Annotated in this window: 11 protein-coding genes and 2 tRNA genes; 11 read left to right on the forward strand and 2 right to left on the reverse strand. The window is 62.3% G+C overall.

Annotated elements, in window-relative coordinates; translation table 11 throughout:
- The first annotated feature begins 176 nt into the window (after positions 1–176).
- The 6 genes from cysS to BMX85_RS17790 all read left to right on the forward strand — a co-directional run bounded on the left by cysS (position 177) and on the right by BMX85_RS17790 (position 6,376).
- Positions 177–1,568: a cysteine--tRNA ligase gene (gene cysS, locus BMX85_RS17765; RefSeq protein WP_090321055.1), complete on the forward strand. Its 1,392-nt coding sequence runs from the start codon at positions 177–179 to the stop codon at positions 1,566–1,568.
- A complete protein-coding gene (locus tag BMX85_RS17770; RefSeq protein WP_090321059.1) occupies positions 1,568–2,227 on the forward strand; it encodes a DNA-3-methyladenine glycosylase family protein in 660 nt (219 codons plus the stop codon). The genes cysS and BMX85_RS17770 overlap by 1 nt, the downstream gene beginning before the upstream one ends.
- Before the next feature lie 84 nt (positions 2,228–2,311).
- A complete protein-coding gene (locus BMX85_RS17775) occupies positions 2,312–3,286 on the forward strand; it encodes an acetyl-CoA carboxylase carboxyltransferase subunit alpha (RefSeq protein WP_090321062.1) in 975 nt (324 codons plus the stop codon).
- A gap of 61 nt (positions 3,287–3,347) precedes the next feature.
- Positions 3,348–4,778, forward strand: coding sequence for a tRNA lysidine(34) synthetase TilS (gene tilS / locus BMX85_RS17780; RefSeq protein WP_090321065.1), 1,431 nt, complete (start codon positions 3,348–3,350; stop codon positions 4,776–4,778).
- A gap of 143 nt (positions 4,779–4,921) precedes the next feature.
- Positions 4,922–6,169: an aspartate kinase gene (locus tag BMX85_RS17785; RefSeq protein WP_090321068.1), complete on the forward strand. Its 1,248-nt coding sequence runs from the start codon at positions 4,922–4,924 to the stop codon at positions 6,167–6,169.
- 114 nt (positions 6,170–6,283) lie between these two features.
- Positions 6,284–6,376: transfer RNA gene (locus tag BMX85_RS17790), tRNA-Ser, on the forward strand.
- Between the two features lie 54 nt (positions 6,377–6,430).
- Here BMX85_RS17790 and BMX85_RS17795 read toward each other — a convergent pair.
- Complete coding sequence (locus tag BMX85_RS17795) at positions 6,431–7,204, reverse strand: thioesterase family protein (protein WP_090321071.1); 774 nt, start codon at positions 7,202–7,204, stop codon at positions 6,431–6,433.
- 234 nt (positions 7,205–7,438) lie between these two features.
- On the opposite strand from BMX85_RS17795, the gene BMX85_RS17800 reads away from it, so the two are divergent.
- Positions 7,439–7,531 (forward strand) — tRNA-Ser (locus BMX85_RS17800).
- A gap of 268 nt (positions 7,532–7,799) precedes the next feature.
- On the opposite strand, the gene BMX85_RS17805 is transcribed toward BMX85_RS17800, so the two are convergent.
- Positions 7,800–8,585 (reverse strand): PAS domain-containing protein, encoded by a 786-nt coding sequence (locus tag BMX85_RS17805; RefSeq protein ID WP_090321074.1) that lies wholly within the window; start codon positions 8,583–8,585, stop codon positions 7,800–7,802.
- A 555-nt stretch (positions 8,586–9,140) separates the two neighbouring features.
- Between BMX85_RS17805 and BMX85_RS17810 the strand changes: the two genes are divergently transcribed.
- Genes BMX85_RS17810 through BMX85_RS17825 form a run of 4 tightly spaced genes read left to right on the forward strand, consistent with a single transcriptional unit; the run spans position 9,141 to position 15,088 of the window.
- Positions 9,141–9,551, forward strand: coding sequence for a biliverdin-producing heme oxygenase (locus BMX85_RS17810; RefSeq protein ID WP_218147369.1), 411 nt, complete (start codon positions 9,141–9,143; stop codon positions 9,549–9,551).
- Positions 9,548–11,893 carry an ATP-binding protein gene (locus tag BMX85_RS17815; protein ID WP_090321080.1) on the forward strand — a complete coding sequence of 782 codons (2,346 nt, stop codon included), beginning with the start codon at positions 9,548–9,550 and terminating at the stop codon, positions 11,891–11,893. Before BMX85_RS17810 ends, BMX85_RS17815 begins: the two co-directional genes overlap by 4 nt.
- Before the next feature lie 7 nt (positions 11,894–11,900).
- Positions 11,901–12,344 (forward strand): response regulator, encoded by a 444-nt coding sequence (locus BMX85_RS17820; RefSeq protein ID WP_177196800.1) that lies wholly within the window; start codon positions 11,901–11,903, stop codon positions 12,342–12,344.
- The gene (locus BMX85_RS17825; protein WP_090321083.1) at positions 12,341–15,088 is read left to right on the forward strand and encodes a response regulator; all 2,748 of its coding nucleotides are present in this window, start codon (positions 12,341–12,343) and stop codon (positions 15,086–15,088) included. The genes BMX85_RS17820 and BMX85_RS17825 overlap by 4 nt, the downstream gene beginning before the upstream one ends.
- Positions 15,089–15,271: the final 183 nt, after the last annotated feature.

The following is a 15,271-nucleotide window of genomic DNA, read 5'->3' on the forward strand; positions in this document are numbered from 1 at the left end:
CTGTCCGGTGGAATGAAATAACGCAACGAGATAACGAAATAACTATACCGAGGGTCTGTCAGTCTCCACGGCATGCGATGAAATATCCGGTGCGCCCCGCTTCTGTGGCGCCGCGCCAGGTTCTCGTATTGCCCGGAGACGGCGGGCGCTTCTATAAAAGAATACCCAAGAGTCCGATGAGCAATTTAAAGATTTACAACACGCTGGCGCGTGACAAGCAGACGTTCGTTCCCATGGAAGCCGGCAAGGTCCGCATGTATGTCTGCGGCATGACCATCTACGATTACTGCCATATCGGCCACGCCCGCATGATGATGGCGTTCGACGTCATGTACCGCTGGCTGATGGCGTCCGGCTACGACGTCACGTACGCCCGCAACATCACCGACATCGACGACAAGATTATCAAGCGCGCGGTGGAAAACGGCGAAACGATCTCGCAATTGACCACCCGTTTCACCAAGTACATGGACGAGGACACCGGCGCGCTGGGCATCTTGCCGCCGACGCTGGTGCCGCGCGCGACCGAATACGTGCCGCAAATGCTGGCGCTGATCGAGACGCTCGAAAGCAAGGACCTGGCCTACCAGGGCACCGACGGCGACGTCAATTACGCGGTGCGCAATTTCCCCAACTACGGCCGGCTGTCGGGCAAGTCGCTCGACGACCTGCGCGCCGGCGAGCGCGTCGACGTCAACACCGGCAAGCGCGACCCGCTCGACTTCGTGTTGTGGAAGGCGTCCAAGGAATCGGAGCCGGAAGAAGTCAAATGGGACTCGAAGTGGGGCAAGGGCCGTCCGGGCTGGCACATCGAGTGCTCGGCGATGTGCTCGGCGCTGCTGGGCGAACAGTTCGACATCCACGGCGGCGGCGCCGATTTGCAGTTCCCGCACCACGAGAACGAGATCGCCCAGTCCGAGGGCGCGTTCGGCCACGCCATGGTCAACTACTGGGTGCACAACGGCTTCGTGCGCGTCGATAACGAAAAGATGTCTAAATCGCTGGGCAACTTCTTCACGATCCGCGACGTGCTGAAGAAATACGATGCCGAAGTGATCCGCTTCTTCATCCTGCGCGCCCACTACCGCAGCCCGCTCAATTACTCGGACGCGCACCTGGACGACGCCCGCGTCGCGCTGACGCGCCTGTACACCGCGCTCGACGGCGTGGAAGGCGATGGCGCGGCGCTGGACTGGCAAGAGCCGCACGCCGCGCGCTTCGCCGAGGCGATGGACGACGACTTCAACACGCCGGTCGCGTTGGCCGTGCTGTTCGACCTGGCCAGCGAACTGAACCGATCGAAATCGCCCGCCGTGGCGCGCCAGCTCAAGGGCCTGGCCGACGTCATCGGTTTGCTGGCGCGCACGCCGCAGCAATTCCGCCAGGCCGCCGTCGGCGACGCCGACGTCTCCGGCGACGCCGCCATCGACGCCGCCATCGCCCGCCGCATCGAAGCGAAGAAGGCGCGCAACTTCGCCGCGTCGGACCAGATCCGCGCCGAGCTGCTGGCCGCCGGCATCATCCTCGAAGACAAGCCTGACGGCACCACCAACTGGCGCCGCGCATAATGGTCACCGCCAAGGATAACGAGGGCGCGGTCAGCCCGGTATCGGCCGTGCCGCCGTACTGGGAGGAGGCCAAGATCGAGCTCATGAAGCGTGACCGCATCATGAAAAAGCTGATCCCGCAATTTGGCGACCTGCACCTGGTCGGCCATGACGACCCGTTCACCACCTTGGCGCGTTCCATCGTCGGCCAGCAAGTCACGCCCAAAGTGGCCGACGCCGCCTGGCACAAGCTGCTGCTGGCCTGTCCCAAATGCACGCCCGCGCAAGTGATCAAGGCCGGCGCCGAGCAACTGTCGGCCTGCGGCCTGTCCAAGCGCAAAACCGAATACATCCTCGACCTGGCCGACCACTTCAAGAATAAGCGCGTCCACAGCGCCCAGTGGGGCCAGATGGACGACGAGGCCGTCATCGCCGAACTGGTGCAAATCCGCGGCATCGGCCGCTGGACGGCCGAGATGTTTTTGATCTTCAACCTGCTGCGCCCCAACGTGCTGCCGCTGGACGACCCCGGCCTGATCCAGGGCATCAGCCAGAATTATTTCTCGGGCGAACCGGTCTCGCGCAGCGACGCGCGCGAGGTTTCCGCCAATTGGGAACCATGGCGTACCGTCGCGACATGGTACTTATGGCGTAGTTTGGACCCGGTTGCTGTAGAATAATCACTCTAATCGCTGCGCGAGGCCTTTTTGTGCGCGTCACAAGATCGCAACTGAGCCGCAGCTGAGAATAAACTCGGAGGTACAATGACCAAAACGACTTTCCTCAATTTTGAGCAACCGATTGCCGAACTCGATGGCAAAATCGAAGAACTACGATTCGTCCAGGATGATTCGGCCGTCGATATCTCGGAGGAGATCGACCGCCTGGCCAAGAAGAGCCAGCAACTGACCAAGGACATCTACGCAAAGCTGACCCCTTGGCAGGTCGCGCAAATCGCGCGTCACCCGCAGCGTCCATACACCATGGACTATGTGAATGAAATCTTCACCGACTTCCACGAACTGCACGGCGACCGCACCTACGCCGACGACCTGTCGGTCGTGGGCGGCCTGGCGCGCTTCAACGGCCAGGCTTGCATGGTCATCGGCCATCAAAAGGGTCGCGACACCAAGGAACGCGCGATGCGCAACTTCGGCATGCCGAAGCCGGAAGGCTACCGCAAGGCCATGCGCTTGATGAAGCTGGCCGAGAAATTCGGCATCCCGATCTTCACCTTCGTCGACACCCCGGGCGCCTTCCCCGGCATCGACGCCGAAGAGCGCGGGCAGTCCGAGGCGATCGGCCACAACCTGTACGTCATGGCCGAACTGAAAGTGCCGCTGATCGCCACCATCATCGGCGAAGGCGGCTCCGGCGGCGCGCTGGCGATCGCCGTCGGCGACGTCGTGTTGATGCTGCAATACTCGACCTACTCGGTGATCTCGCCGGAAGGTTGCGCCTCGATCCTGTGGAAGACCTCCGAGCGCGCGGCCGACGCCGCCGAAGCGCTGGGCCTGACCGCGCACCGCTTGAAAGCCATCGGCCTGATCGACAAGATCGTCAGCGAACCGCTGGGCGGCGCCCACCGCGATCCGAAGCAGATGGCCACCTTGCTCAAGCGCGCGCTGGCCGACTCGCTGCGCCAGTTCCACGGCATGAAAACCAAGGACCTGCTGGAAGCGCGCCACGAGAAGTTGATGAGCTACGGCAAATTCAAAGAAACCACGCCGCAGGAATAATCCAGCCGGCATCGACACCGACCGGGAGCGCTGCTCCCGGTTTTGCATTTTGGAGCAGCACTTGAAGAAGCAGCAAATCCCGACCCTGGCCCATATCTTCGAACTAGCCGCCGACGCCGCGCGCACGCGGCTTGGCGACGCGCGGACGGAAGGCGAGGGCGGACGCATCGCCATCGCCCTCAGCGGCGGCCTGGACTCGTCCGCGCTGCTGCACCTGGCGCACGCCTACGCGCGGGCGCACGGCGTCGCCTTGTACGCCTTCCACGTCCACCACGGCCTGAGCGCCAACGCCGACGCCTGGCTGGCGCATTGCGGGCAAGCCTGCGCCGCGCTCGGCGTCACCTTCGAGGCGCGCCGCGTCGAGCTGGTGCGCAAGGAAAAGACCGGCACCGAGGAAGCGGCCCGCAAGTCGCGCTACGCCGCGCTGGGCGCGCTGTGCCGCGAGCACGGCGTGCAACTGCTGTTCACCGCCCACCACCAGGACGACCAGGCCGAGACCGTGCTGCTGCAACTGCTGCGCGGTTCCGGCACGGCCGGCCTGTCCGGCATGGACGCCGCCAACGCCGCGCCGGACTTGCTGGCCAATCCCGATGTCGTCATGGTGCGCCCGCTGCTGCCGGCCTCGCGCAAGCAACTGGCCGCCTATGTCGCCGAGCACGGCATCGCGTACGTCAACGACGAATCGAACGACGACCCGCGCTTTGCCCGCAACGCGCTGCGCCACAAGGTCATGCCGGCGCTGGCCGAAGCGTTTCCCGGCTTCCAGGAGCGCTTCGCCCGCAGCGCCCAGCACGCGCAATCGGCGCAGCGGCTGCTGACCGAGCTGGCGCAGCAGGACCTGGCGCTGTGCCTCGATGGCGACTGCATCGTCATCGCCAAACTGCGGACGCTCAGCACCGACCGCAGCTACAACCTGCTGCGTTACTGGTTCGGCACGCGCGACCTGCGCATGCCGAGCGCGGCCTGGCTGTCCGAAATGCTCACGCAATTGCTGGAGGCGCGCGACGGCGCCCAGCTGCTGGTCACGCATCCGGACTGCCACGTGCGCCGCCACCGCGACCGCCTGCACCTGACGCCCAAGCTGGCCGACCTCGAAGGCACGCGCGAGGACGAGTTCGACCAAACGCCGGGCACCTCGTTCGCGTGGACCGGCGAGACCGAGATGGCGTTCCCGGCCTACGGCGGCGTGCTGCATTTCGACGTCGCCGCCGCCGGAGCCGGGCTGGACCCGGACTGGCTGCGCGGGCAAAAGCTGGTGATCGAATTCCGCAAGGGGGGAGAGCGGCTCAAGCCGGCGCACAACCGTCCGACCCGCGGGCTCAAATACCACTACCAGGCGCTGGGCATTCCGGCCTGGGAGCGCGGCCGCCTGCCGCTGGTGCGCGCCGACAAGCAGATGCTGTTTGCCGCCGGCATCGGCATGGATTGCAACCAATTGGGCGACGCGGACGAGGGCGCGCCACGTGTCACCCTGCGTTGGCAAGCGACATAAAAATTCCCTTGCATTCGCCGAATTTTGTATGTGCATATGCTTATAAGGTATGACTTTATGAGCTTTTTGACTTGTTATTTTGCACTGCGGCATGTAGAGTTAAGGGTTCCATTTACCTTTATTTGAGCGGAAACCTCACTGTTATGGCTTTAATCGTGCACAAATACGGCGGTACGTCGATGGGTTCGACGGACCGTATCAAGAACGTCGCGCGGCGTGTCGCCAAGTGGCATGACGCCGGGCACCGCATCGTCGTCGTGCCATCGGCCATGTCCGGCGAGACCAACCGCCTGATCGGCCTGGCCAAGGAAATCCAGGCGCAACCGGACCCGCGCGAGCTGGACATGATCGCCTCGACCGGCGAGCAAGTCTCGGTCGGCCTGCTGTCGATGGCCTTGCTGGCGATCGGCAAGAAAGCGGTCTCCTACGCCGGCTGGCAAGTCGCGATTAAAACCGATTCCGCTTTCACCAAGGCCCGCATCCAGTCGATCGACAACGAAAAGGTCAACCGCGACCTCGACGACGGCAAGATCGTCATCATCACCGGCTTCCAGGGCGTCGACGACAACGGCAACATCTCGACCCTGGGCCGGGGCGGCTCGGACACCTCGGCCGTGGCCATCGCCGCCGCCATGAAGGCGGCCGAATGCCTGATCTTCACCGACGTTGACGGCGTGTACACGACCGATCCGCGCGTCGTCTCCGAAGCGCGCCGGCTCAAGGCGATCACCTTCGAGGAGATGCTGGAGCTGGCGTCGCTGGGCTCGAAAGTGCTGCAGACCCGTTCGGTGGAATTCGCCGGCAACTACCGCGTGCCGACCCGCGTGCTGTCGTCGCTGACCGATCCGCTGCTGGATATCGAAGAAGAAGCCAACTCTGGCACCCTGATTTCGTTTGAGGAAGATACAAACATGGAACAAGCAGTCATCTCCGGTATCGCGTTTAACCGCGATGAGGCCAAAATCACCGTGCTGGGCGTGCCGGACCGTCCTGGCGTCGCCTACCACATCCTGGGACCGGTGGCCGACGCCAACATCGAGGTCGACATGATCATACAGAATCAGTCGGTCGACGGTAAAACGGACTTCACCTTCACCGTCTCGCGCAACGACTACCAGCGCGCGGTCGACGTGCTGACCGGCACCCAGGCCGAACTGGGCGCGGCCAGCATCACCGGCGACGCCAAAGTGTCGAAGATCTCGGTCGTCGGCGTTGGCATGCGCAGCCATGTCGGCGTGGCCTCGCAGATGTTCCGCACCCTGTCGGAAGAGGGCATCAACATCCTGATGATCTCGACCTCGGAGATCAAGATCTCGGTGCTGATCGACGAAAAATACATGGAACTGGCCGTGCGCGCGCTGCATAAAGCGTTCGAACTGGAAAAGGCTTAATTTTTTCGAAAAAAATGGTCTGGTTTCCTTGACCAGATCAATCCCGGTCTATACCATTGCGGTCGTCTGCTCTGGTGAAGTTTGACCGGATGGACAAGGTTGAGCAATCAACTGGGAGACGTGGCCGAGTGGCCGAAGGCACATCCCTGCTAAGGATGCATACGGCTTATACCTGTATCGTGGGTTCGAATCCCACCGTCTCCGCCAAGAATCAGAAAAAAAGCCCCGGCGACGGGGCTTTTTTTCGTCCATGCCATCGGCTTAACCGATGTTCGGGCGTACGGTCAGAATTTGGGCCAGCGTGCCGATCGGCCCCGTTTCATCATAAATGGTCGAGCTGGTCAGGCCCAGGCCATCGGCGCCGAACGAGACCGACGTGTCGAAACCCAGCCACTCACCGCGCGGTGTCGCGAACAGGTGCGCCGTCAGGTCCAGGTTGGGGAAGGCCACTTCGGTCGGCGCCGCGCGCACCGCCATGCCGTTGGCGATATCAAACAGCGACGCGGCGCGGGCCAGGGCGCCGACCGGTTCGTCCGCCAGCAGCGGTTGGCGGGCGCGGGCCCAGTACGCCGCCCGGCCGGGTTCCTCCGAGGCGCGGTGAACGTCGATCGAGGCGATGAAGCCGCCCGGCCACACCGTGCTGGCGTCCCAGCGCGGCATCGTGTCGGGACCGGGGATGGGGCGGATGGCGTGCCCCGCGATGGCGCCCGTATCGTTCGGCTTGACCAGCCAGGCGCGCGCCCGCAGCGCCGGGCGCCCGTTGTGCATCAGCGTCGCCTCGACCAATTCGATGGTGCGGCCCGAACGCAGCGACTGGACGTCGGTCTGTACCTCGTCGATCGGGATGACGCCGAGGATATCGAACGCCAGGCGGCCGATCTTGAATCCGTTGCCGCGCCGTGCGCAGTCCGTTTCAATAACGTGCGTTAGCAGCCCCATCGGCGCCGCGATGTGTTGTTCGGTGACGCTCCAGGCCCCGCCGGTATGCTCGGTGGCGCGGAAATTTGTATTGCTGAGGCGGGTAAAGTAGGCCATGTCCGGTATCCGTGTCGAATGCGATCCACAATGGCCGCAGGATTGATTAAATCGCTATCATAAGCCAAGGTTGTCAAAGCGGGAGAACGGCGGCCGGTGCGCGGCGTCGGCATGGCAAGCGCCCGGCGTCACATTTGTCGGGCGTACCCTTGACCAACCGGCTACCGATCTATATCATAACTCGCGTCCACATTGCTGCTTCACGGCAAGTGGTCATAGTTGAGCGATCGACTAGGAGACGTGGCCGAGTGGCCGAAGGCACATCCCTGCTAAGGATGCATACGGCTTATACCTGTATCGTGGGTTCGAATCCCACCGTCTCCGCCAGGTTACTGTCTAGTTAGCCAGATGGACATGAAAAAAACCGCTGTCTCCACTCGGGGGCGGCGGTTTTTTTTGTTTTAAAGTCCGTCCTATGGCTTCCAGCGGAGCCAGCCTATCGGGAGGGCGGTTACCGGGTCGCCAGACCCTGAACGCCGCTAAGTCGGCTGCATTTGCTCGATGTGCTGAAGCATACGTATCGAATGCTGTCGCCCCGATTATCCGCTGGTCGATGCTTCGAATCGTGATGTCCCGGCATAGGCGCGGTCAGCGTTCAGCGCCTCGCGGACGTTGGCGCTATTCCGTCGAGGCTTGCCTTATTTACCGAAAGAGCTGGCGCCTCGCGAGGCGTTATCTCCGCAGGGAACTGATCATTCGCCGGGGTCAGAGTCGTTGCCGTTTCGGGAGCGGCGCTTACCTCGTAAACTCCGTCGATTACGCCGTCTGATCGCGTATGAAACCCCAACGCTTCGTGCGCAAGCACATCGATCATTTTACGAACGCTCGCCGCGCGCGAACTGTCGCGTTCCCCAGAATCCTCTACTCTTCTCACGGTCGACAGTGAGACTCCGGACCTTTCGGCAAGCATACTTGCTGACCAACCCAGCATTGCCCGAGCTGCGCGCACGGCGCCAGGGGTAATATCGACGTAGGTCGTTTTGTCGATAACTGCTGCCAATGCTGGACGCCTTCCGCCACTGGAACCGGAAATAGGGAGCAAAACCCCGATCCATTGCTGCACTTTCCCTTCCACATCGACAATGGAAACTGCGCGCGAGTTGAACCACCGATACATGCCGTCGGCACAGCGCAGGCGGTAGTCGGTGTTGTAGTGTAAGCCGTGCGCGACGGCAGCGGCCCACACCGCTCTTACCCGTTCAACATCTTCAGCGTGAATCGCACTCATCCAGCCGTCGCCAGCGATTTCTTCTTCCGACTGACCGGTTAATGCAGACCACTCAGGCAGATCCACAACGTAGCCGTCGGCGCCCACTACCCATGTTACCGCCGCTGTCTCGCGGATCAGATAGAGGAGCCAAGCAGAATAAAGTGTTTTCATGGTCAAATTTACGGAGCAATCCCAGTAAGTATAGTAATCCGGTTTTTTCGGAGCGACCTAGAAGCGGAGCTGGGAGCGGCCAATGCGCATCACTGCCCGCCAGTACTAGGCCGCACCGCTTTTGAAGGTCGATATTTTAGGGCTGCGCGCGGGCAGTGGCAAATCCCTGCGTATCGGCAGTTGAAAAGGGCGATGAAGACGAATCGTAACGCATAGCGCGGCATGCCCGCGCTCGAATGCTTCTGCTGTGCTGACACGTCAAAAAACGAGGCTCAGCCTTGCTGCGTGGCACTTCTAATGGTGGAATTTCGAATGCATATTTCTGCCTGCAATCTTTCCCATAAGAGATAAAATATTCATTTATATCGTTTTTTTGATTAAAAAAGAGTCATTTTGGCTCTTTTTAATTAGTGTTTGATGTAAAATTGTTCTCGTTGTAGAATGTGCAAAAATGACCATGTGACGATCCGATGGCATTTTCGGCGGCGTGGAACACCCGTTTTAGTTGAGCCCGAAGCGCTTGCTGCGGTTTCGCACGATGTATTCAATTGTTCCATGTCTATGCCCAATGTCGAGACTCTCCGTGCGCACGAAATGACTCAGGAACCTCCTGACGGCTTACTCGTGCGCGTCAAGTTGGAGACCCGGGCCGAGCACGAGGCGCTAGAGCAAACGTTGGGTTTGACCCAGGTGGCGCTCACTGGCGCCGCATACCTGGAGGGGGCGACACTCGGCGGGCAATTCATCAGCCAGCATGTCCGGCAGGTCCTCGGCGTGACACCCGCGACCGGCGGCAGGTTCTTCCACGGCTACGGCCACAGAACCGGCCAGATGTGGCAGCACTTCCGCGCGACCGTGACGGACTTTTCCATGCCACCAGCCATTCAAGATGCGACGGTGGCGGCCGCGAAAGACACCTTCCAGAAACTTCACCGCTGGACCGCAGCGCAAGGCGAATCACCATGACCCACTCCGCGCTTCAAACCGACTCACCTTGGATGCACGCTGGCCAGCCATACAGTATCAAGCGTCACGGCCTCACCCTCAGCAATTGCGACAGCGAACCGGTACAGACGCCGGGGTGCGTGCAGGCGCACGGAGCGTTGCTTGTCCTGCGACTTGCTGACTTGACGGTCCTCCAAGCCAGCGAGAACAGCGAAGACGTGCTTGGCCACGCGCCGGCAGCGCTACTCGGGTGCCCGGTCGGGGCCGTTCTCGGTCCCGAGGGGGAGGGGCAACTGCGCACGTTTCTCGCAGCCGAGAAGGCAGACCGCAATCCGCTCTATCTCCTCACCTTGCCGGTGCGGGGGGCGGTGCCGCCACTCGACGTAACGGTGCATACAATCAACGGCGTTGCGGTACTCGAGTTCGAAGCTACCGGGCAGTCCACCGGTGGCGAGCCGGACTATTACGCGTTGGTCAAGACAACGGTGAGCCGGCTGCAGACCGCCGACACGCTGCGACAGTTCTGCGACATCGCCGCAGAGGAAGTACGTATCCTCACCGGCATGGACCGGGTGATGGTGTACAAGTTCCATCAGGACGGGCACGGTGAAGTGTTTGCCGAGAGCCGACGGGCCGAACTCGATCCATGGCTGGGGCTGCATTACCCCGCAGAAGACATCCCCAAGCCGGCGCGCGACGTGTTCACGAAAATCTGGATCCGCCCAACGCCGGACGTGGACGGTGGACTGAGCGAAATGGTGCCGCTGCTGAACCCCGATGACGGGCAGCCCCTTACCATGACCTATTGCGCGCTGCGCGGGGCGTCGCTGATGTACACCGAATACCTGAAGAATATGACAGTGACGGCCGGACTGACCATGCCGATTCGCCAGGCGGATGAATTGTGGGGGCTGATCGCCTGCCATCATTACGCGGGCCCACGCTTCATTCCTTACCAGGTTCGTGCGGCGTGCGAGTTCCTGGCGCAAGTGGTATCGCTCCAATACAAGGCCGCCAGCGAGCGCGAACACTTCGTCTACCAGCTTAAACTCGACGGCGTGCACCAGCAGCTCGTCGCGCAAGCCGCCCATGAGGGCGGGCTGTCCGCCGTGACCGACGGCGATCCGGTCTTGCTTGACGGGATCGCCGCCGGTGGGGCGGCCCTGTACCACAGCGACCGCTGGTGGCTGATCGGCACTACACCAACCGAGGCCGAGCTCGACGCCCTCGCGACGTGGCTCTTCGCCCGACCAGAATTTGGTTTGACCGGGCTTCCGCTCTACGTCACCGAAGCGCTCGGCCGTGACTACGCGGCCGGGGCGGCGTTCGCCGACGTGGCCAGCGGGCTACTTGCGTTCCCTCTATCGAGAACGGGGCGCAACTTGATGCTCTGGTTTCGCCCGGAGACGATTCACACCATCCACTGGGGCGGAAACCCGCACGAGAAACCAACGGTGCTTGGACCGCACGGCTCCCGCCTTACCCCACGGGTGAGTTTCGACCTATTTGCCGAGTCTGTACAAGGGCGGTCGCTGCCTTGGTTGGCGGTCGAAATCGAAGCCGCGGCCCGATTGCGGGTCCTGCTCATGGAGCTGGTAGTGAACCGGGCCGATCTGCTTGCCAACCTGAACGCCGACCTGACGCGCTCGAACGACGAGCTCGACGCGTTCGCCTACGTCGCCAGCCACGACCTCAAGGAGCCGCTGCGGGGCATCCACAAATACGCGCACCAGCTGCTCGAGGATGCCGCTGTTGTGGAGGAGGAACACCGCAAGAAGCTCGAAGGGCTGATGCGGCTGACCGTGCGGATGGACGGCCTGCTCGACTCCCTCCTGCATTTCTCCCGCGTCGGCCGCACCGCGCTCCAGCTCGAAGAGACGGATCTGAACGAGGTGCTTGCCGAGGCGGTGGAGATGGTCGGCGCGCGTGCCGCTGACGGGCAATCGGAGGTGCACATCCCCCGTCCGCTGCCGCGCGTTCGGTGCGACCGGGTGCGATACCGTGAAATTCTGGTCAACCTGCTGTCGAATGCATTCAAATATACCGACCAGGCACACAAGCGGATCGAGGTCGGATACATCGACGTGAACGAGGACCACCTCCGGACCGGATGTCCGGACGGGTCCGCCCGCCACGCGATTTTTTACGTCAAGGACAACGGCATCGGCATCCACGCGAAGCACCACGACCAAGTGTTCAAGATGTTCAAGCGCCTGCATGGGCGAAACGAGTATGGCGGTGGCACCGGCGCCGGGCTAAGCATCGTCAAGAGGTTGGTCGAGCGGCATGGTGGCCAGGTCTGGCTTGACTCCGCCCCGGGCGCCGGGACCACGTTCTACTTTACGCTGCCTTTCCAGGAGTGAACCTAATATGCGCACCGTATCGAGTCTTCGCACCATCATCGTCGTGGAGGACTCTGACGAGGACTTCGATACCGTCTCCCAGGCCGTCCACCACGCCGGCCTCATGGTCAATGTGCAGCGGGCAATGACCGGGGGCGACTGCCTGGACCTGCTCGGCGCCAGATCTGCGATCCGTCCGGCGGTGGTGCTCATGGACCTCAACACACCCGGCGTCGACGGCCGCGAGGCGCTGGCGGCGATCAAGGGGGATAGCGTCCTCAAACTGGTTTCGGTGGTGGTGTTCAGCACTTCTGACGATCCACGGGACCGGGCGTTCTGTTACGCCGCAGGCGCGAACGCTTACCATGTGAAACCCATACGCTATCCCGACCACCTGCAGCTGCTTATCGATGTTCTCTTGTACTGGCTGAAACGGGTAACCCTGCCGTATCTCGATGGAGCGAGTGCATGACTGCCACCGCCTCCTTGCTAGCGGCGAAAACGTGGCAGGTGTTGGTCGTTGATGACAGTCCCGACGACAGGGCCGAGGTCCGCCGCCTTCTGCTGAGGGGGTCCGAGCGCCGGTATGACCTTGCTCAAGCAGAAACCGGGGCCGCCGGACTGCGGGCGGTGCTCGACGCCGATCGCCTGCCTGATTGCGTCGTGCTCGATTACAACCTGCCCGACATGGATGCGGTGGAGGTACTCGCGGCGCTGGTCGGCCCGGACGGCTTGGCGGCCTGCCCGGTCGTGGTGCTGACGGGCAGCGTCAGCCAGGAATACAGCAGGGCAGTGCTGCAGGCGGGGGCGCAAGATTTCCTCGGCAAAGGGTGGATGACTCCCGAGAGCCTGACGCGCGCGGTGGAGAACGCGGTGGAGCGATGGGCGATGGCCCGGGAGCTGCTTGAACATAAGGCCAACATCAAAGCGAACGCGGAGCGGTTGCAATTGGTGATCGGACTCGCTGGACTCGGTGTCGTTTCCATCGACTATGCCGCCCGCACCTGCACACCGGACGCTACCGCGGCGTTGCTGTTCGGGCTGGAGCCCGGCGTGCCGGTGCCGCCGTCGGCGATCCATGACCGCTTCCACCCGGACGACCGTGCCGCCATCTTGCGCCTCGATGAGTTAGGGCTCGACCCGTCCGGCGACGGGACCATTGCGATGGAGCACCGGGTGGTTCGGCCGGATGGCTCGACCAAGTGGTTGAGCGTCAAGAAACAGATCGTATTTGCAAACACCGCTGGCGTACGCCGGCCGGTGTCGGGCGTGTTGGCGGCAGTGGACGTCACCGCCAAGAAGCTGGCCGAAGCCGAGTTGCAGGCCAGCGAACAGCGGACGCGCATGGCCACGGAGGCGGCCCGTGTGGGCATATGGGAATGGAACCTGCGCAACAATACGATTCGCTGGAATGCGCAGATGTTTTCCCTGTACGGCATCGCCCCGACGCCTGGCGGGATCGTCGATTACACCGATTGGAGCGGCGCGTTGCTGCCGGACGAATTGGACAATAACGAGGCCAGTTTGCAGGCCACCATTCGTAGCTGTGGGTCGAGCACCCGCAGCTTTACGATCCGGCGGCGCACCGACGGCGAGAGCCGCGAGGTCGAGTCGGTGGAAACTGCTCGCAGAAACGCCGACGGCAATGTCGAATGGGTCCTTGGCACCAATCTCGACGTCACCGACCGCAGCCGGTCCGAACGCATCTTGCGCGAGAGCGAGGCCCGCTTGCGCGGCATCCTGCAGCATTCGCCGGCCGGCATCATCCAGACCGACGCCGCCGGCTGTTTCATCCTGGTCAACCCGCGCTGGTGCGAGATGTTGGGTTACGCCGAGGTGGAGATGCTGGGGCGCAGCATCTTCGCGATCACGCAGTCCTCCCACGTGGCGCTCACTCCGGCCGCGTTCGCCCGCCTGGCGGCAGGCGGGCCGGACTTTCACATCGAAGAGATCTACAAGCGTAAGGATGGCTCGGTGCTCAATGCGCAGGTCAACATCGCCGCAATCCGGTCGCCGGCCGGCGAGTTCCTCGGTATCATCGCGGTGATTCTGGATATCTCGGAACACCTTCAATCGAAGGCAAAGCTACACCGGCTCGCTGCCGAATTATCCGAAGCCGACCGGCGCAAAGACTTGTTTCTGGCGACATTGGCCCATGAATTGCGGAACCCGCTCGCCCCGCTGTGTAACGGCCTGCAGGTGATGAAGCATTTGTGGAACAACGACGTGGCGCTTGAGAAGGTGCGCGCCATGATGGACCGACAACTGTCGCAGTTGATCCGGTTGGTAGACGACCTGCTCGATGTGAGTCGAATCACCCAGGGGAAGCTGGAATTGCGCAAAGCGCGGATCGACCTGCGGGCTGTGGTCGAGGCCGCCGTGGAAACGAGCCGGCCAGTCATCGACCAAGCGGGCCACGACCTCGCCATCGATGTACCGCGCGAACCGCTCTTTGTCGTCGGCGATGCCGCGCGCCTGGCCCAAGTCCTGTCCAATCTGCTCAACAACTCCAGCAAGTACACCCACCGTGGCGGGCATATCCGGCTGACGGTTGAGCGTGAGCGTGGTACGGTAAAGTTATCGGTCAAGGACGACGGTATCGGCATTCCGGCGGCAATGCTAGAAAAAGTGTTCGGGATGTTCACCCAGGTGGACCGTACGTTGGAAAAAACGACAGGCGGCCTGGGGATCGGATTGTCGCTGGTAAAAGGGTTGATCGAGATGCACGGCGGTACCATTCAGGCCAGCAGCGATGGCGAGGGAATGGGTAGTGAGTTCGTGTTCCGTCTACCAGTCATGACGGGCATCGGGGCCGCGCCGGATTATGACGGCGAGCAAACCATTGAGGTGGTGCCGAGCGCCCTTAGGCGTATCCTCGTGGTCGACGACAACGTGGACGCCGCGCATTCGCTCGGCGAATTGCTGGCGATGATGGGCAACGAGGTGCGTACCGCGCACGACGGGGAGGCCGGCATAGAGGTGGCGGCACAGTTTCGTCCACATGTCATGTTGATGGACATCGGAATGCCGAAGCTCAATGGATACGAAGCCGCGCGCCGCATCCGGCAGCACGCGTGGGGCCACGGTATGCTGCTGGTGGCTTTGACCGGCTGGGGACAGGAAGACGAACGGAAGAAGAGCGCAGAGGCCGGCTTCGATCATCATCTGGTGAAGCCCGTGCGAATTGACGCATTGACCAAACTGATGTCTGCCTAGTGTGCGGCCTGGAATGAAGCCGTCTGCTGCATGCGACGCGATCGTCGTCACCGAGCCTGGCATGGAAGGGCAAAAGAACGCAGACGGAGGTGCCCACCGGATGCATCCGGCATTTTCCGCAGTTGTCACTATTTTGCTGCTTTCAGTCACTAGCTAGTTGTTCGGAATGCCGTCAAGATAACG

The organism is Duganella sp. CF517 (assembly GCF_900110275.1).
Classification (GTDB): Bacteria; Pseudomonadota; Gammaproteobacteria; order Burkholderiales; family Burkholderiaceae_D; genus Rugamonas.